Here is a 15,864-nt window from a genome sequence, read left to right as displayed (position 1 = left end):
CAGAGCCCACCGCGCGGGCCTGCTATGACGCGGTCGAGCAGGTGCGTTACGAAGCGCTGGGTGCCAATGCCTATGCCGGGGTGCGCGCGAACCTTGACGCGGCACAGTTGGTGCGGATCGGCGGCGATCCGATCACCCGCGCCAGCCGTCCCGACGAAGTGCCGATGCAGGCCGCGCTTGCGCTCTTGCTGCGCGAACACCTCACCGGCCAGCCGGTGCCCGAGGCTGCGCGCGAGGGCGTGGACCTGCTGCGCGGCTGGATCGGCGACAAAGCCGGCAAGGATTTCGAGGCGCTGGCCAGCTCGCTTGAAGACCAGGAAGCCTTTCAGCATGTCGCGCTCGATATGCTCAAGCACCTTGAGCTGACCCGCGCCGACCAGCTCGATCCCGAAACCGAAGAGGGCGAGGATCAGGACCAGGATCAGGAGCAGGACGAAGAGCAACCTGACGACGGTGACGGCGCCGAGGACGAATCGCCCAGCGAAGCTGCCGCTGAGCCCAGCGAAAGCGACGAGGAGGGCGAAAGCGAATCCCAGCGCGAAATGGAAGACGAATCCGCCGAGGCGGAAGAAGGCGACGAGGGCGAGGAAGGGATGCTTCCCACCCGCCCGAACCGCCCGTGGACCGAGATTCCCGCGAACTTCGACTACAAGGCCTTCACCACCCAGTTCGACGAAATGGTCAGCGCCAGCGACCTGTGCGACGAGGATGAACTGGGCCGCCTGCGCGCCTATCTCGACGCGCAATTGAAGGGCCTGCAGGGGATCGTCACCAAGCTTGCCAACCGGCTCCAGCGCCGCCTGATGGCGCAGCAGAACCGCAGCTGGGACTTCGACCAGGAAGAAGGCCTGCTCGACGCCGCGCGGCTCGCCCGTGTGGTGATTTCGCCCGGCCATTCGCTGTCCTACAAGATCGAGCGCGAGGTCGAGTTCAAGGACACCATCGTTACCCTGCTGCTCGACAATTCCGGCTCGATGCGCGGGCGCCCGATCTCGATCGCGGCAATCAGCGCCGACGTGCTGGCGCGCACGCTGGAGCGCTGCGGGGTCAAGACCGAGATTCTCGGTTTCACCACCCGCGCGTGGAAGGGCGGGCAGAGCCGCGAGGCGTGGCTCGCCGGCGGCAAGCCCGCGCAGCCGGGCCGCCTCAACGACCTGCGCCACATCGTCTACAAGAAGGCCGACGAGCCCTATCGCCACGCCCGCAAGAACCTGGGCCTGATGATGCGCGAAGGCCTGCTCAAGGAAAACATCGACGGCGAGGCGCTGCTCTGGGCGCACCAGCGCCTGCTGGGCCGGGCCGAGGACCGCCGCATCCTGATGGTGATTTCGGACGGCGCGCCGGTGGATGACTCCACGCTCAGCGTCAACAGCGCGGGCTATCTCGAACTGCACCTGCGCCGCGTGATCGACTGGATCGAAAAGCAGTCGCCGGTGCAGCTGGTCGCGATCGGCATCGGCCATGACGTGACGCGGTATTATCGCCGCGCAGTGACGATCATGGACGTCGAACAGCTCGGCGGCGCGATGATCGAACAATTGGCACGGCTGTTCGAGGACGAATAGGCAGTCCGTTCCTCGGGCTTGTCGAACCTTGTCCAAAGTGGATGGAACTGCTTGCTTTAATTGTACAAAGCAGCCATCAATTCCTTGAAGCTTAAGGGGAAGCTTCAAGGGGGAATGCTTTGAAGGTCGCGCGTCAATTGGCCCTGGCCTTGGGCCTGCTCGTCGGTGCTGCAAGCGTGGCAAGGGCTGGAACCGAGCCCGCGCCGGGCGCAGATGTACCGGGTAGGCAGTCGCCTGACGCTGGCGCCAGTGGCAGTTCGGCGGCCGCTCAAAGTTATGGACCCAACCAAAGTTCTGGAAAAGGCGCGATTGCGGCCGACGCGTCGTCTGCGGCTCAGGCCGTTGCCCCGGTCGAGGCGCAGGCCGCCGCAAGCCATGTCATCCCCGCGCTGACGCCGATCAGCATCGTCATCGACGTCGATTTGGGAAGCAAGATCAGCAAGACCGGCGAGACCTTTCCGTTCCATCTGGCAGAGCCGATCGTCATCGACGGCGTGGCAGTAATTCCGGCCGGTACGCCCGGACAGGGTGAGGTCGTTCACGCCAAGAAGAGCGGCGGCAGCGGTGCACCCGGCGAACTGGTGCTGGCCGCGCGCTTCCTGCAAGTCGGCGATCGCCAGCTGCGTCTGCGCTCGTTGAAGCTCGACCCCATAGTCGACGACAAAATGGGAACGGTGCAGACCATCAACGTCGCGACTGCGGCAACGATCCCGGCGGTCGCACTGGTCGGCTTCTTCATTACCGGCGGGCAGAAGAACGTCGCCAAGGGCACGATCCTTCCCGCCAAGACCGCCGAGCCATTCGAATACGGACCGAGCGTTGCGTTGCCCGCGCCGGCCCCGGTTGCAGCAGGGCAAGGGGAAACCGGAGAAACAAGACGATGAATTATCGCAAGATGATGATCGGCCTCAGCGCCGTATCGCTGGCGCTGGCCGCTGCGTCGATGGCCTATGCGGGCAACAAGGCTGAAGCGGCAGAGGAGGATGACAACTCTTCAATTCCAGCCGCGCAGATCCAGATTCCCGCGCCGCCTGCGGGCAAGGGGCAGATCGTGTTCTTCCGCAAGGGCGGCCTTGGCGGGGCGGCGGTGGCCTGCTCGGTCCACGAGAACGGCCAGAAGGTCAGCTCGCTGGGCGGTGGCCGCTACTTCATCATGGTGACCGAGCCGGGTCGCCACGAATTTACCGTGGCGAGCGAAGCCAAGGATACCCTCGCGCTCGAAGTCGAAGCCGATGAAACCCAGTTTGCCCAGTGCAAGATCAAGATGGGGATCATGGTCGGCCGCCCGGATATCCGCCCGTCCAGCGAGACCGAATTCCGCGGCATGAAGAAGTTCAAGATGGTCGACGCCGATGACATGGGGCCCGGACCGGGCGCGCTGCGTCCCGATGAAGTGAAGGCCGCGCTGGCCGCAGCTGCTGCCGCTCCCGCCGCGCAGTAATGACGGGATGAGTAACGGTGGTGTGAACTTTGTGGCTTGACCGGCGCGTTTAATCGAACAATTAAACGGGCCATGACCCAAAGCACCACCGTTACCGACGCCGTCCTTTCCCGCCGCTCGATCCGCGCTTTCCAGGACAAGCCCGTTCCGCTCGACCTGATCCGTCAGATCATGGAGACGGCGCGTTGGGCCCCGTCTGGCTGCAATTTCCAGCCCTGGGAAGGTGCGATCCTTACGGGCGAACCGCTGCGTCAGCTCCAGGCGAAGATGCGGGCCTCGCAGCCGCAGGACCCCAAGGAGTACTCGTGGAGCGATCCCGAAGTCCTGCCCGAATGCCTTGCCCGCCTGCACCAGGTCGGGGCCGACATGTATGCCGCGCTGAACGTCGAGCGTGCCGACAAGGAAGGCCGGGCAGACTTCATGGCGCGCAACGTGGTTTCGTTCGACGCTCCGGCCGTGCTGATGGTCTATTTCCCGCGCGTGATGAGCGCGCCGCAATGGTCGGACGTCGGCATGTGGCTCCAGACCATCATGTTGCTGCTGCGCGAACACGGCCTCGATTCCTGCCCGCAGGAATTTCTTTCGCTCTATGCCAAGGTGATCAAGGACTTCGTGGGCGTTTCGGATGAAACCCACATCTTCTTCTGCGGCATCGCCATCGGCTATCAGGACGAGGAAGACCCGGTGAACCACTTCGACCGCAAGCGCGAACCGCTGGACGGGAAGATCAAGTTCCTCGGCTTCGAATAGGGGTACTGTCATGGACGTCACCGAAGCCGTCGCCTCGCGCCGCTCGATCCGTGCGTTCAAGGATCAACCCGTCGACCGCGCCGTCCTGACCCGCGTCCTCGAAAAGGCGCAGAACGCCCCTTCGGGCGGCAACACCCAGCCGTGGAACGCGGTGATGCTGGGCGGCGACGAACTCGCCAAGCTGCTTGCCAAGGTGGCCGAGGTGATCCCGCAGGGGCTGGCGGCCTATTCGCCCGAATACAACATCTACCCGCCCGAACTTGAGGGTGCCTATGCCACCCGCCGGTTCGGCGTGGGTGAGGCGATGTATGCCGCGCTTGGCATCCCGCGCGAGGACAAGGCCAGCCGCCTCAAGTGGTTTGGCCGCAACTTCCAGGCCTTTGGCGCGCCGGTGCTGATGCTGATCCACACGCCCCGCTACATGGGGCCGCCGCAGTGGTCGGACATGGGGATGTGGCTGCAAACCGTGATGCTGCTGCTGCGCGAGGAAGGGCTGGACAGCTGCGCGCAGGAAGCCTGGGCGGTCTATACCAAACAGATCCGCGAATGCGTCGACATCCCGGAAGACCACATCTTCTTTTGCGGCCTTGCCATCGGCCACGGCGACCGCGATCAGCCGATCAACCAGTTCCCGGTGCCGCGCGCACCGCTGGACGAAGTGGTGCGCTGGCAGGGCTTCTGACGCCCTCCCGCTTGACCCGCGCGAGCGGCCCGGTAAGGCCCGGGGAATGACTGATGCCATTCCCCTGAAGCTGTTCAACAGCCTGACCCGCCAGCTGGAACCGTTCCAGCCCGTCCACCCGGGCGAAGCGCGCGTCTATACCTGCGGGCCGACGGTCTACAACTACCCGCACATCGGCAATATGCGCGCCTACGTCTTTGCCGACGTGTTGGGGCGCACGCTGAGCTTCAAGGGCTACAAGCTGACCCACGTCATCAACATCACCGATGTCGGCCACCTGACCGACGACGGGGACGAGGGCGAGGACAAGATGGAAAAGATGGCTGCGGCCCGCGCGCAGTCGATCTGGGACACCGCGAAGCACTATACCGAAGCCTACTGGGCCGACATCAAGGCGCTGAACATCCGCCAGCCGGCGCACTGGTCAATCGCGACCGACTATGTGCCGGCGATGATCGACTTTGCCAAAAGCATTGCCGACAAGCATTGCTACGAGCTGGATAGCGGGCTCTATTTCGACGTTTCGACCGTGGCCGACTATGGCCGGCTTGCCCGCGCGAACACCGAAGAGGGCGAGGGCCGGATCGAGGCTGTCGAGGGCAAGCGCAACGCCGCCGACTTCGCGATCTGGCGCAAGACCCCGCCGGGCGAAAAGCGCCAGATGGAATGGGACAGCCCGTGGGGCCGGGGCGCGCCGGGCTGGCACCTGGAATGCTCGGTCATGTCGGGGCAGCTGCTCGGCTTTCCGTTCGATATCCACACCGGCGGGATCGACCACCGCGAAATCCATCACCCCAACGAGATCGCCCAGAACCAGGCCTTTTGCTGCACCAATGGCCTCGACGTGCCGGCCAATTCCGGTGCGCGGGTGTGGATGCACAACAACTTCCTGGTCGAGCGCAGCGGCAAGATGTCGAAGTCCTCGGGCGAGTTCCTGCGGCTGCAACTGCTGATCGACAAGGGCTATCACCCGCTCGCTTACCGCATGATGTGCCTGCAGGCCCATTACCGCAGCGAACTGGAATTCAGCTGGGACGGGCTAGGCGCGGCGCTGGTGCGGTTGAAGCGGCTGCTGATGACAGTCGGAAACTTGCGCGCGCAGGCGGCGCCTGCGGAAAGCTGGGGGCCAAAGTTCGCGCCCTTCCTTGAACGCTTCGATGCTGCCGTGTCCGACGATCTCAACACGCCGGTCGCGCTGACCGTGCTGGAAGAGGTGGCGGCGCTCAAGAAGGTCGATGCCGGGGAAAAGCTGGCCGTGATCGCGGCGATGGATGCGGTGCTGGGCCTTGGCCTGCTGACGCTGGAACGGGCGGACTTGCGCTTGCGGCCCAAGTCGGCAACCATCGCGGATAGCGAGATTGCCAGACTGCTCGATGCCCGCAAGGAAGCTCGGGCAAACAAGGATTTCGCGGCTTCCGATGCGCTGCGCGATGAACTCGCCGCGCAGGGCGTGGAAGTCATGGATGGGGACGCGCTGGGTTGGGAATGGAGACTTTCATGAAGCCAATGCGCGTTGTTGCCCTGTGCCTGCTGCCGTTCGTCCTTGCCGCTGGCAAACCTGCGCCCGCCGTGTCCGAGCGCGCGGTCGATGCCACGCTGTCAAAGGCATACGGCCCCTATTACAAGGAAAACGGCGGCGACAGCGATTGGTATCGCCCGGTCTTTTCCGCATCGACCAAGAAGCTGATCCGCGCCTGGCTCAAGCACAATGGCGATGAGCTGACCGGGCTCAGCGACTATGGGTGGTTCTGCGATTGTCAGGACTTGGACTGGAAGAGCTTCAGCTGGAAGCGCACCGGGCTCAGCGTGATCGCTCCCGGCCAGATTGAAGTAACGGTCAAGGTCAACGTCGGCTGGGATTCGGTGGTCGAACAACGCCTGGTCATGGTGCGCGAAGGCGGCCGGTGGGTGATCGACGACCTGTTCAGCGACAGCGCGCCGCAGGGCATCAAGGCTGCCATGCAGCAGGAACTGACCGAGGTTCCGGGCAGCTGATCATGACCGTCACCGTGATCAATGCCCTGCTGAAGCCGCTGCTGGAAAGCCGCCTGCCCGCCTGGGTAGAGCCGCGCTGGTATGCCACCAAGCAGGAGGCGCTGGACCTGGCCGCCGTGGCGGAGATCGGCTGGTTCGACATGTATTCGAAGCCGGACCTGGTCGCCGCGATCACCAGTGCAACCGGGCTCAAGTGGCTCAATTCGGTGTTCGCGGGCGTGGAAAGTTTCCCGCTGGACCTGCTTGCACAGCGCGGTGTGATCCTGACCAACGGGGCAGGGATCAATGCCGTGCCGATTGCCGAATTCGTAGTGATGGGCCTGCTCGGCCACTGCAAGGGCTATCGCGAGATCGTGCGCGCGATGGACCGCCGCGAATGGCTGAAGGACGCGCCGGGCAAGCGCGAGCTCTATGCCAGCAAGGCGTTGATCCTTGGGTACGGCGCGATCGGGCAAGAAGTGGACAGCCGCCTTGCCGCGTTTGGGGTCGAAGTCACCAAGGTGCGTCGCAGTTCGGGGCCGGGCACGCTCGGGCCGGATGAATGGCGCGGCCGCTTGGGCGAGTTTGACTGGATCATTGTCAGCGTACCCGCGACGGCGGAAACCACCGGGATGATCGGCGCGGCCGAAATCGCGGCGATGAAGGGCGATGCGGTTATCGTCAACGTTGCGCGCGGCAGCGTGATTGATCAGGCGGCGCTGACTGCCGCATTGGCCGAAGGTCGGATCGGCGGCGCGCTGCTCGACGTCACCACGCCCGAGCCGCTGCCGGCGGAAGATCCGCTGTGGGGGCTGAGCAACACGCAGGTCACCATGCACCTGTCAGGGCGCGCGCAGGACCGGATGTTCGTGCGCGCGGCCGAGCGGTTCCTCGCCAATCTTGGGCGGTATGAGCGCGGCGAACCACTAACCCCGATGGTCGATTACGCCCTGGGGTACTGAGACGAGCGGCTATTTGGCCCGGTGATACCAGATGTTGAGGGCAAAACGGTTGTCCGCGAATTTTCCGCTGGGGCACGACACGCGCGAGACCTGATGCAGCACGGTCGATGAGAAACAGGCCAGGCGGTTCTGCGCAGGCTCGATCGATTGGCAGACATCGCCGCCACCGAACGGGAAAATCTCCAGATTTCCGCCGGAAAATCCCTTGGGCTCGCGGTGATAGTAATAGACCGCGGTCAGCAGCCGGTCGCTTTTCTGATCGCCGCGCCCGCGCCCGGTATAGGTGTCGATATGGGGCAGGAAGTAGGCGCCGTCGCCATGCGCGGCGACTTCGATCTCGATCCAGTCGATCTTGAAGGGCCGCAGTCCAGCGCCTTCGCACAGGCGCTCGAAACTGTCCTCCGCCACGATCCGGAACTTCTTCTTGAGCCGACCAAGGCCGTCCTTGTGATAGGCGGCGATGCGGTAATGGTCCCTGGTCCGCTCCTCGCCACCGATATGCACGCCTGAAGCGACATAGTCATTCTCGCTCGCGAGCGTGTAATCCAGCAATTCGGCACGCAATTCGTCCGCGAGGAAGTTCTCGAAGATTTGCGTGCGCGGTATCAGCCCCGCCATTGTTCGATACCCCTTCCTCGCAGCGCCCGGCTCCGGCCCGTCGCCCGCGAGGATCATAGGGGTAGGCAGGCGGGTCAGCAATCGTCGAGCAGCAGCAGCTCCACTTCGATCGTCAGCCGCTCTTCGGGCAGGGCGACGTGCTCGGCAGAGATGACCGCCGTATCGGCGACGAGATGGCGCGGGATCGTGAATTCATGGTCGGACAGGGCCTCGATCATGGCCTCTCCGGCGGCAACCGCTTCGGCCCCGGTGAAGGCAAGCTGCACGGTGTGGCGGCTGCCCGAAAACGTTACGCTGGCCCAGGCGCGCTCGCTGTGGCGGATCAGTTCGGCCTTGCCCCCGGCCATTTCCAGCAGCGCCGAGAGCAGTGGCAACCAGGGGCCGGAACGCGTGGGCGTTCGGCGTGCAACGGTGCGGGCTGGGCGTTCCAGGGCAACCTGCAAGGCGCGGTGGCTGGCGGGATCAAATTGCACGGGCTTCCTACCGATAAATATTCATGAAATGTTCCACGCGCAATTCCGTTGCGGAACGCGGAGTGCGACCATTGCGGAGGTCTTCGACAAAGCGCGGATCATGCACGGCAAGCCGCCCGAACTTCGTCCAGGGCATTCCGGTTTCGCGCAAGAAACGTTCGATCCGCGTAATCAGCATAGGGGCCCTCCTGTTGGTTTCCTGCGAATCGATGCAGGAATAATCCTGTTTTTGTTCGCCAAATCCTAGGCGTTATTATACAAAGGATACCCAGGCCGGATCGGGGGTGCTGAATGAGCGCCTCTAGTCTAGCTGGAAATTTCAAGGCACTTAGCCTTGATGCTGTCGCACACAATCTTCGCCTTTTGCGTGAAGTAGCGAAGAGCAAACATAACATCTACCGGCTTCGCAAGCCGATGGTCCTTGAGGCATACTACAAATGTGAAATTGTAATCGCCGTCAATTTCGATATCCCCTTTCCACCTTATAAGTTCAGCTTCATTTTTAGCAGGGTCCCATATTGGATTTGGGATGGAAAAGGACTCAATTCTGATTGTCTTGATATTCGGAAAGGTAGTTTCAGCAATAAATCCATTAATGGAGAGTCCGACAGTGTGCTTATTGTTTGCGATGGTGGCAATCGTACGAATCAAGTCGTCACCTCCAACGTGGCTATCAGAAGTGGCGTAGGGCTCATGTTCCCTTATCGTATCCCACAGGCGCGAATCAAAACCGCGCTCGCGCAACAACCTATCAAGGTCAGAGGGATTTCGGCTCCATGGGTAATTGACGCCCTTACGGGATCGTTTGCCCAGTATGTTGCGAGCCGCAAAGGCGGCTTGATCAAAGCTGTGCCTAGCACTGTTCAATGCTTCCGTGGCTTTTCGCCTAAAATCCTTCGGAATATGTGCTTTGAACTTGATTTTTTGGACATTCTCTCCAGTCTTAGGATCAATATCAATGATAATCTCTGCAACATCACGTTTGAAGAACGCCTTAATCAACTGATCAAGTTCCGCGATTGCAGTATTTGCGAAATCGATCGAATCCTGAACTGGCAAGAATTCATCTTCGATTGAAACAGTCATGATGTGTGATCATTCTTCAGTTTCACTGACGATAAAAGCTTGTCCAAAGCATTATCTGCCTCGGTGGGGTTTAGCTCGCCAGCGGCTTTCATGCGCTCGACCTCGGCGGCGAACCTTGCGGCCTGCTGCTTCGGGGTCTCCTTTGGCTTTTTTTGCTTCGGCATTACGCTGCACCAGTTGTTTGGTAGGTGAGACGCTTGCCAATCACACCCTTCAAGAGCGCGTCGGCACGGTCGCTGTCATTGTAGCCGAGCGCGACGCGGTTGGAATACCGGAAGTCAAATTCGGCCAGATAGCGGTGCAGATGCTTCTTCTGGCAGTGCTGATAGACGCCCTTCATGCCGCGCTTGAAGATGCTGAAATAGCCCTCGATGGTGTTGGTATGAGCATCGCCGCGCACATATTCGTTTGCGCGGTGGCTCACGACCTGATGGCCCGCAAAGTGGATGGCCAGGTAGCGATAAACGCCGTGCTCATCGGTCATAAGCTTGGCTTCGCGGCTGATGTTCTCAATCACAATCGGGCCGATTTGATCCGCGTTCACGCCGTCAATCACGAACGAGCGGGCGCGGCCAGAGTGGCGATCGACCAGCGAAAGCACCTTCATCTTGTGGTGGTAGGACTGCTTGACCTCGCGGCCCGGTTCGCGCCCAATAAAGGTCTCATCGACCTCAACCATGCCGCCTTCGCCGCCGAACGGCTCAAGGCCATTCTCGCGCATAGCTTCGCGGATACGGTGCGACATAAACCAAGCAGTCTTGAGGGTGACGCCAAGGATGCGGTGCAGCTGGTTGCTGGAAATACCCTTCTTGCTGCCAGCAATCAGATACATGGCCTGAAGCCACAGGCGCATCGGAACCTTGCTGTCTTCGAAGATGGTGCCGATCTTGACGGTGAAGGGCTTGCGGCACTGGTAGCACTTCCACAGGCCGGGGCGGGTGGTCTTGCCCTTCAGCTTGCCGACCTTCTCCATGCCACCGCAATGCGGGCAAACGGGGCCATTCGGCCAGAGCCGCGCCTCTACATATTCGTAGGACTTTTCCTCATCGTGGAAATGCGGGGCGGAAAGGTTCGACATGACACTGAAACTCCTTGGATTTAGGAATAATCCTACGGAGTGGGTATGTCAAGTATAATAACGCCAAATCCTACTTGTCTAGGAAAAATACATCGTGTAGGAAGATTTCATGGTTACTCCCGATCCGCGTGCCCGCTTGCTGCAACTGGCCAGTCAGCAGGGCGCCAGCCTGTCTGGTTTGTCCGAGCTGATCGGACGAAACTCCACGTATTTGCAGCAGTTCGTGCGCAAAGGCAGCCCGCGCAAGCTGGAGGAGACCGATCGCCGCACGCTGGCGCGGTTCTTTGGCGTGGACGAATCCGAGCTTGGCGCTCCGGAGGAAAATTCCTCTGTCGGGACTGTCACGCCCAAGCGCGGCGAATGGGTCGACGTGCCGCGTTTGCCGCTTGGTGCATCGGCGGGGTCAGGGGCGCTGGCACTCGAAGAAGCGCCGATCGGCGCGTTCCGCTTTTCGGCGCGCTGGCTGCGGGAACAGGGGCTCGATCCGGCGCAGCTCTCGGCGATCCGGGTGGAGGGCGATTCGATGGAAGGCACCCTGCGCGACGGCGACGAAATCCTGGTCGATCGGTCCCCTCGTCCCTTGCGCGACGGGATCCACGTGGTGCGCACGGGTGATGCGCTGCTGGTCAAGCGGCTCGATACCAGCCGCCCTGGCACCATCGCCCTCGTCAGCGACAATCCCGCCTACCGCACGCTCGAACTGCCAAGCGAAGATGTGCAGGTGATCGGCCGGGTGGTGTGGAAGAGCGGGCGGCTGTGACCGCGCGCTACGACACGATCGGCATCAACTACGCTGAACTGCGCAAACCCGATCCGCGGATCGCCTCGCTTGTCGATGCGGCGCTGGGCATAGCGCGGAGCGTGATCAATGTCGGCGCGGGAACTGGCTCATATGAGCCTGCGGGCCGGCACGTTACCGCTGTGGAGCCCTCGCTGGAGATGATCCGCAAACGTCCGGCAGGAGCTGCCCCGGCTGTCCAGGCCGAGGCTGGGGCATTGCCGTTTGCCGACAAGGCGTTCGATGCGGCAATGGCGATCCTGACGATCCACCACTGGCCGGACAAACAGGCGGGCCTTGCCGAACTGCGCCGCGTGACGCGCGGACCAATCGTGCTGCTTACCTTCGATCCCGCGCACCGGCCGTGGCTGACCGATTACCTGCCCGAACTTGCTGCGCTCGACGAGGCGCAGATGCCCGCGATGGCTGACTATGCGCGCTGGCTTGGCCCGGTGGAGGTGCGTCGGGTCCCTGTGCCGCACGATTGCTCCGACGGCTTCCTCTATGCCTACTGGCGGCGTCCGGGTGCCTATCTCGATCCGCGTATTCGCTCGGGCAGTTCCTCGTTCTGGATGATCGAAGGCGCTGAAGCAGGGCTGTCCCGGCTGGGACGCGATCTGGAAAGCGGAGCCTGGGACAGGCGCTACGCCGATCTTGCCGCGCTAGACACCTACGATGCGGGCTACCGGCTCGTGGTAGCGCCGGGGATTGATTAAACCGCGCGCACCGGCCAAATCGAGGGCATGACCCAACCTTCCACCGAACCGCCGATCCGCGTCGGGATCATTCCCGTCACCCCGCTTGAGCAGAACTGTTCGCTGATCTGGTGCACCCGGACGATGAAGGGCGCGCTCGTCGATCCGGGCGGGGACCTCGACAAGCTTAAGGCGGCAGTCGCGAAGATGGGCGTGACCATCGAAAAGCTGCTCGTCACCCACGGCCACCTCGATCACTGCGGCCAGGCCGGTATTCTGGCCAAGGAACTGGGCGTGCCGATCGAAGGGCCGCAAGAAGCCGACCGGTTCTGGATCGCCAAGCTGGGCGAGGACGGCCAGCGCTGGGGGATGCACGCCGAAGTGTTCGAGCCCGACCGCTGGCTGGAGGACGGCGATACCGTCACCGTCGGCGAATCGGTGCTGCAGGTGTTGCATTGTCCGGGCCACACGCCAGGCCACGTGGTGTTTTATATTCCCGAAGGCCACCTGGCGATCGTGGGTGACGTGCTGTTCGCGGGCTCCATCGGTCGCACCGACTTTCCGATGGGCAACCACCAGCAACTGATCGATTCGATCACGCAGAAGCTCTGGCCGCTGGGCAACGACGTGACCTTCATTCCCGGCCACGGCCCGACCAGCACCTTCGGGCGCGAGCGGCAGGTCAACGGCTTCGTCAGCGATTACCTGCTGAGCTGATCCCCGCCCCGCCGTGCAGGGCGGGGGAGCAGCCTTCACATATGGCCGGTGGCGACGAGTACGCCCACCACGGCGAGGCCCAGCTGGGTCAGCATGGTGATCATGACGCCCAGACCACGGCCCTTTTCAAGGCTTCCGCCATCCATGCCCAGGCCGTGGGCGACGCGGCCGATCATGTAGAGCGCGCCAACGATCGGCAGCCAGGTGCCGCCCTTTCCGGCCAGTTCGATCAGGCCGCACAGGGCCAGGACCCACGGGGTGTTCTCCGCAAAGTTGAGCTGCGCACGCATCCGGCGTTCGAGCAGGTCATGCCCGCCGGTGCCGATGCTGATCTTTTCCCGGGCGCGCACCTGGCCGCAGCGCAGGGCCAGCCAGAAGTTGATCAGTGCGGCCGCAGCCGCGAGGCACAGTGTGGTGGTAAGCAGCATTGTTGTTCTCCCCCGTTGAGGTCTTGCATGGTCAAAGGACGGACGGTGCTTGCAACGCGTGACAAATTCGTTATAGGCGCGCCTTCGCTAGCCGCCGGCCCCAGTGCCATTTGCGCGGCCTTGTTAGACGACTCGAGAATTTTCAGGAACAGGTGCCGCAATGGCTGTCCCCAAAAGAAAAACCACGCCCTCCCGCCGGGGCATGCGCCGCAGCCACGATGCGCTGAAGGCCGAAGCATTCCACGAATGCTCCAACTGCGGTGAACTCAAGCGCCCGCACAACCTGTGCACCGCTTGCGGCCACTACAACGGGCGCGAAGTTATCGCGGTCGGGCTCTAAGCCCGAATTCCCAGGAGTAAGCGCAAATGAGCCTGCCGCGTATCGCTATTGACGCGATGGGCGGCGATGAAGGCGTGCGCGTGATGATCGAAGGCGCGGCGCTGGCACGGCGCCGCCACGATCAGTTCAAATTCCTGCTGGTCGGCGACGAAGACCGGATCAAGGCTGCGCTCGAAGCGCATCCGAATCTGCGCGCCGCTTCCGAAATCCTCCATGCACCCGATGTGGTGAGCGGCGATGAAAAGCCGACTCAGGCGCTGCGCCGCGCCAAGACCACGTCGATGGGCCTTGCGATCAACGCAGTGAAGGAAGGAGCAGCCGGCGCTGCCGTATCGGCCGGCAATACCGGCGCGCTGATGGCCATGGCCAAGCTGGCGCTGCGCACCATGCCGGGGATCGACCGCCCGGCGCTTTCCGCGCTGCTGCCGACACTCGGCGATACCGACCTCGTCATGCTCGATCTCGGCGCGAACACCGAATGCGATGCGCGCAACCTGGTACAGTTTGCGGTAATGGGCGCGGCCTATTCGCGGATCGTCACGGGACATGAAAGCCCGCGCGTGCGCCTGCTCAACATCGGGACCGAAGAAACCAAGGGCACCGAGGGCCTGCAGAACGCCGCTGCCCAGCTGCGCGCCGCGGCCAAGGACCTTTCGATCCAGTTCGACGGCTTCACCGAGGCCGACAAGCTCGGTCGGGGCGATGTCGACGTCGTGGTCACCGATGGCTTTTCCGGCAACATCGCGCTGAAAGCGGTGGAGGGCACGGCCCGGTTCGTGGCCGATCTGCTGCGCCGTGCCTTTGCCTCGTCGTTGCGTTCCAAGTTCGGGTTCCTCGTTTCGCGCCCGGCCACCGAACTGCTCAAGCACCACCTCGATCCCAACAACCACAACGGTGCGGTCTTCCTTGGCCTCAACGGTGTGGTCGTGAAGAGCCATGGCTCGGCCTCGGCGCTGGGCGTTGCGAATGCGGTCGCCGTCACGGCGCGGCTGCTGGAAGAAAACCTGACCGAGCGGATTGCGGCGGACCTCGCCCGGCTCGGCGCTGAAAGCCTGCGCAAGGCTCCGAAGGCTGCAGCCGAATGATTCGTCGCTCTGTTCTCATCGGCACGGGATCCGCCCTGCCGAAGCGTGCCGTCACCAATGCCGAATTGGCGGAGCGGGTCGATACCAGCGACGAATGGATCGTTGAACGCAGCGGCATCCGCACGCGCTATGTCGCCGACGAGACCGAAACCACGGCCTCGCTGGCGACCGAAGCGGCCAAGCGCGCCTGCGCGGCGGCTGGGGTCGACGGCAAGGCGATCGACCTGATCGTGCTCGCCACCGCCACCCCCAACCAGACTTTCCCGGCCACTGCCACGATCGTGCAGGACGCGATCGGCGCGAACGGCGGCATGGCGTTTGACGTCGCGGCGGTCTGTTCGGGCTTCCTCTATGCCGTGGGCGTTGCGGATTCGATGCTGCGTTCCGGCATGGCTAGCCGCGCGCTGGTGATCGGTGCGGAAACCTTCAGCCGCATCCTCGACTGGGAAGACCGCACCACTTGCGTGCTGTTCGGCGACGGGGCCGGGGCGATTGTGCTGGAAGCCCGCGAAGTCGCCGAAGACGGCCCGGGTGTGCTGGCGACCAAGCTCCATGCCGATGGCGCGCACAACGAACTGCTCTATGTCGATGGCGGTCCGTCGACCACCGGAACCGTGGGCCACGTGCGCATGAAGGGCCGCGAAGTGTTCCGCCACGCGGTGGTCAATCTCGCTGAAGTCCTGGCCTCTGTCCTGGCCGAAGTCGGCCTGTCGACCGCCGATCTCGACTGGGTCGTCCCGCATCAGGCCAATCAGCGCATTCTCGATGCCACGGCAAAGAAGCTGGGGCTGCCGGCCGAAAAGGTGGTCGTTACCCTCGATCGCCACGCCAATACCTCGGCAGCCTCGGTACCGCTTGCGCTCGACACCGCGGTTCGCGACGGGCGGATCAAGCCTGGCGACCTCGTCATGCTTGAGGCGATGGGCGGCGGCTTTACCTGGGGCGCCAGCTTGATCCGAATTTAGGGTCCGAAACATAAACTGCACCGAATAATGCGCGGAAATCCGATGGTTGCGTTGCAATTCGGTCGCAAATTAGTATTCTCTGATTCGAGGGGTCGCGCCAACGGGAAGGGAAAGGAGTTGATGCGCTCCATGAGTACTCTCACTCGGGCCGATCTGGCCGAAGCCCTCAATCGCAAGCTCGGCCTGTCCAGGTCGGAATCGCTTGGCATGGTTGAGTCGATCCTTGA

21 protein-coding genes and 1 pseudogene are annotated in these 15,864 nt (G+C 62.9%); 15 read left to right on the top strand and 7 right to left on the bottom strand.

The window, feature by feature from the left end:
* From cobT to ACE3SN_RS11890, 8 genes are all read left to right on the top strand, one after another.
* A partial coding sequence (gene cobT, locus ACE3SN_RS11925; protein WP_374530295.1) for a cobaltochelatase subunit CobT occupies window positions 1-1,565 on the top strand: 1,565 nt, incomplete at its 5' end.
* A gap of 176 nt (window positions 1,566-1,741) precedes the next feature.
* The gene (locus ACE3SN_RS11920; RefSeq protein WP_374530293.1) at window positions 1,742-2,449 is read left to right on the top strand and encodes a hypothetical protein; all 708 of its coding nucleotides are present in this window, start codon (window positions 1,742-1,744) and stop codon (window positions 2,447-2,449) included.
* On the top strand, window positions 2,446-3,006 hold the full coding sequence (locus ACE3SN_RS11915) for a DUF2846 domain-containing protein (protein WP_374530291.1): 561 nt from the start codon (window positions 2,446-2,448) through the stop codon (window positions 3,004-3,006). The genes ACE3SN_RS11920 and ACE3SN_RS11915 overlap by 4 nt, the downstream gene beginning before the upstream one ends.
* Before the next feature lie 72 nt (window positions 3,007-3,078).
* Entirely contained in the window at window positions 3,079-3,756 is a 678-nt protein-coding gene (locus ACE3SN_RS11910; RefSeq protein ID WP_374530289.1) for a nitroreductase, read from the top strand.
* Window positions 3,757-3,766: 10 nt separating this feature from the next.
* The gene (locus tag ACE3SN_RS11905; RefSeq protein ID WP_374530287.1) at window positions 3,767-4,438 is read left to right on the top strand and encodes a nitroreductase; all 672 of its coding nucleotides are present in this window, start codon (window positions 3,767-3,769) and stop codon (window positions 4,436-4,438) included.
* A 46-nt stretch (window positions 4,439-4,484) separates the two neighbouring features.
* Window positions 4,485-5,939, top strand: a complete 1,455-nt coding sequence (gene cysS / locus ACE3SN_RS11900; RefSeq protein ID WP_374530285.1) for a cysteine--tRNA ligase — start codon at window positions 4,485-4,487, stop codon at window positions 5,937-5,939.
* Complete coding sequence (locus ACE3SN_RS11895) at window positions 5,936-6,433, top strand: DUF3828 domain-containing protein (protein ID WP_374530283.1); 498 nt, start codon at window positions 5,936-5,938, stop codon at window positions 6,431-6,433. The genes cysS and ACE3SN_RS11895 overlap by 4 nt, the downstream gene beginning before the upstream one ends.
* Before the next feature lie 2 nt (window positions 6,434-6,435).
* Entirely contained in the window at window positions 6,436-7,374 is a 939-nt protein-coding gene (locus tag ACE3SN_RS11890) for a D-2-hydroxyacid dehydrogenase (RefSeq protein WP_374530281.1), read from the top strand.
* A 9-nt stretch (window positions 7,375-7,383) separates the two neighbouring features.
* Here the strand turns inward: ACE3SN_RS11890 and ACE3SN_RS11885 are convergent, their stop codons facing one another.
* The 6 genes from ACE3SN_RS11885 to ACE3SN_RS11860 form a co-directional block, all read right to left on the bottom strand.
* Window positions 7,384-7,992: a 2OG-Fe(II) oxygenase gene (locus ACE3SN_RS11885; RefSeq protein WP_374530279.1), complete on the bottom strand. Its 609-nt coding sequence runs from the start codon at window positions 7,990-7,992 to the stop codon at window positions 7,384-7,386.
* Window positions 7,993-8,066: 74 nt separating this feature from the next.
* Complete coding sequence (locus ACE3SN_RS11880; RefSeq protein ID WP_374530277.1) at window positions 8,067-8,465, bottom strand: hypothetical protein; 399 nt, start codon at window positions 8,463-8,465, stop codon at window positions 8,067-8,069.
* A gap of 7 nt (window positions 8,466-8,472) precedes the next feature.
* A complete protein-coding gene (locus tag ACE3SN_RS11875) occupies window positions 8,473-8,643 on the bottom strand; it encodes a hypothetical protein (protein ID WP_374530275.1) in 171 nt (56 codons plus the stop codon).
* A 128-nt stretch (window positions 8,644-8,771) separates the two neighbouring features.
* Complete coding sequence (locus ACE3SN_RS11870) at window positions 8,772-9,551, bottom strand: hypothetical protein (protein WP_374530273.1); 780 nt, start codon at window positions 9,549-9,551, stop codon at window positions 8,772-8,774.
* On the bottom strand, window positions 9,548-9,715 hold the full coding sequence (locus ACE3SN_RS11865) for a hypothetical protein (protein WP_374530271.1): 168 nt from the start codon (window positions 9,713-9,715) through the stop codon (window positions 9,548-9,550). The genes ACE3SN_RS11870 and ACE3SN_RS11865 overlap by 4 nt, the downstream gene beginning before the upstream one ends.
* Window positions 9,715-10,629, bottom strand: a complete 915-nt coding sequence (locus tag ACE3SN_RS11860; protein WP_374530269.1) for an IS1595 family transposase — start codon at window positions 10,627-10,629, stop codon at window positions 9,715-9,717. The genes ACE3SN_RS11865 and ACE3SN_RS11860 overlap by 1 nt, the downstream gene beginning before the upstream one ends.
* Window positions 10,630-10,738: 109 nt before the next feature.
* On the opposite strand from ACE3SN_RS11860, the gene ACE3SN_RS11855 reads away from it, so the two are divergent.
* The 3 genes from ACE3SN_RS11855 to ACE3SN_RS11845 are packed head-to-tail and all read left to right on the top strand — an operon-like array spanning window position 10,739 to window position 12,819.
* The gene (locus ACE3SN_RS11855; protein WP_374530267.1) at window positions 10,739-11,389 is read left to right on the top strand and encodes a helix-turn-helix transcriptional regulator; all 651 of its coding nucleotides are present in this window, start codon (window positions 10,739-10,741) and stop codon (window positions 11,387-11,389) included.
* On the top strand, window positions 11,386-12,123 hold the full coding sequence (locus tag ACE3SN_RS11850; protein WP_374530265.1) for a class I SAM-dependent methyltransferase: 738 nt from the start codon (window positions 11,386-11,388) through the stop codon (window positions 12,121-12,123). Before ACE3SN_RS11855 ends, ACE3SN_RS11850 begins: the two co-directional genes overlap by 4 nt.
* A 27-nt stretch (window positions 12,124-12,150) precedes the next feature.
* Entirely contained in the window at window positions 12,151-12,819 is a 669-nt protein-coding gene (locus tag ACE3SN_RS11845; RefSeq protein ID WP_374530263.1) for an MBL fold metallo-hydrolase, read from the top strand.
* A 35-nt stretch (window positions 12,820-12,854) separates the two neighbouring features.
* Here ACE3SN_RS11845 and ACE3SN_RS11840 read toward each other — a convergent pair whose 3' ends face one another.
* Complete coding sequence (locus ACE3SN_RS11840; RefSeq protein WP_374530261.1) at window positions 12,855-13,247, bottom strand: MAPEG family protein; 393 nt, start codon at window positions 13,245-13,247, stop codon at window positions 12,855-12,857.
* A gap of 160 nt (window positions 13,248-13,407) precedes the next feature.
* Here ACE3SN_RS11840 and rpmF point away from each other — a divergent pair, with 160 nt between their 5' ends.
* From rpmF to ACE3SN_RS11820, 4 genes and pseudogenes are all read left to right on the top strand, one after another.
* Complete coding sequence (gene rpmF, locus ACE3SN_RS11835; RefSeq protein WP_374530259.1) at window positions 13,408-13,587, top strand: 50S ribosomal protein L32; 180 nt, start codon at window positions 13,408-13,410, stop codon at window positions 13,585-13,587.
* Between the two features lie 26 nt (window positions 13,588-13,613).
* Window positions 13,614-14,672 carry a phosphate acyltransferase PlsX gene (gene plsX, locus ACE3SN_RS11830; protein WP_374530257.1) on the top strand — a complete coding sequence of 353 codons (1,059 nt, stop codon included), beginning with the start codon at window positions 13,614-13,616 and terminating at the stop codon, window positions 14,670-14,672.
* On the top strand, window positions 14,669-15,637 hold the full coding sequence (locus tag ACE3SN_RS11825) for a beta-ketoacyl-ACP synthase III (RefSeq protein WP_374530255.1): 969 nt from the start codon (window positions 14,669-14,671) through the stop codon (window positions 15,635-15,637). Before plsX ends, ACE3SN_RS11825 begins: the two co-directional genes overlap by 4 nt.
* A gap of 120 nt (window positions 15,638-15,757) precedes the next feature.
* Window positions 15,758-15,864 (top strand): annotated as a pseudogene (locus tag ACE3SN_RS11820) (integration host factor subunit alpha); the annotation flags it as partial.

This window comes from Novosphingobium sp. (genome assembly GCF_041915465.1).
Taxonomy (GTDB): Bacteria; Pseudomonadota; Alphaproteobacteria; order Sphingomonadales; family Sphingomonadaceae; genus Novosphingobium.
Note: the sequence above shows the minus strand (reverse complement) of the source record. Positions and strands in the feature narration are given on the sequence as shown.

Excerpts from the sequence above, each read along its gene's own strand:
- ACE3SN_RS11860 (WP_374530269.1), bottom strand. The coding sequence starts at position 10,629 with ATGTCGAACCTTTCCGCCCCGCATTTCCACGATGAGGAAAAGTCCTAC.
- ACE3SN_RS11905 (WP_374530287.1), top strand. The coding sequence starts at position 3,767 with ATGGACGTCACCGAAGCCGTCGCCTCGCGCCGCTCGATCCGTGCGTTC.
- ACE3SN_RS11885 (WP_374530279.1), bottom strand. The coding sequence starts at position 7,992 with ATGGCGGGGCTGATACCGCGCACGCAAATCTTCGAGAACTTCCTCGCG.
- ACE3SN_RS11845 (WP_374530263.1), top strand. The coding sequence starts at position 12,151 with ATGACCCAACCTTCCACCGAACCGCCGATCCGCGTCGGGATCATTCCC.
- ACE3SN_RS11890 (WP_374530281.1), top strand. The coding sequence starts at position 6,436 with ATGACCGTCACCGTGATCAATGCCCTGCTGAAGCCGCTGCTGGAAAGC.
- ACE3SN_RS11825 (WP_374530255.1), top strand. The coding sequence starts at position 14,669 with ATGATTCGTCGCTCTGTTCTCATCGGCACGGGATCCGCCCTGCCGAAG.
- cysS (WP_374530285.1), top strand. The coding sequence starts at position 4,485 with ATGACTGATGCCATTCCCCTGAAGCTGTTCAACAGCCTGACCCGCCAG.
- ACE3SN_RS11910 (WP_374530289.1), top strand. The coding sequence starts at position 3,079 with ATGACCCAAAGCACCACCGTTACCGACGCCGTCCTTTCCCGCCGCTCG.
- ACE3SN_RS11875 (WP_374530275.1), bottom strand. The coding sequence starts at position 8,643 with ATGCTGATTACGCGGATCGAACGTTTCTTGCGCGAAACCGGAATGCCC.
- ACE3SN_RS11915 (WP_374530291.1), top strand. The coding sequence starts at position 2,446 with ATGAATTATCGCAAGATGATGATCGGCCTCAGCGCCGTATCGCTGGCG.
- rpmF (WP_374530259.1), top strand. The coding sequence starts at position 13,408 with ATGGCTGTCCCCAAAAGAAAAACCACGCCCTCCCGCCGGGGCATGCGC.
- plsX (WP_374530257.1), top strand. The coding sequence starts at position 13,614 with ATGAGCCTGCCGCGTATCGCTATTGACGCGATGGGCGGCGATGAAGGC.
- ACE3SN_RS11840 (WP_374530261.1), bottom strand. The coding sequence starts at position 13,247 with ATGCTGCTTACCACCACACTGTGCCTCGCGGCTGCGGCCGCACTGATC.
- ACE3SN_RS11895 (WP_374530283.1), top strand. The coding sequence starts at position 5,936 with ATGAAGCCAATGCGCGTTGTTGCCCTGTGCCTGCTGCCGTTCGTCCTT.
- ACE3SN_RS11865 (WP_374530271.1), bottom strand. The coding sequence starts at position 9,715 with ATGCCGAAGCAAAAAAAGCCAAAGGAGACCCCGAAGCAGCAGGCCGCA.
- ACE3SN_RS11870 (WP_374530273.1), bottom strand. The coding sequence starts at position 9,551 with ATGACTGTTTCAATCGAAGATGAATTCTTGCCAGTTCAGGATTCGATC.
- ACE3SN_RS11855 (WP_374530267.1), top strand. The coding sequence starts at position 10,739 with ATGGTTACTCCCGATCCGCGTGCCCGCTTGCTGCAACTGGCCAGTCAG.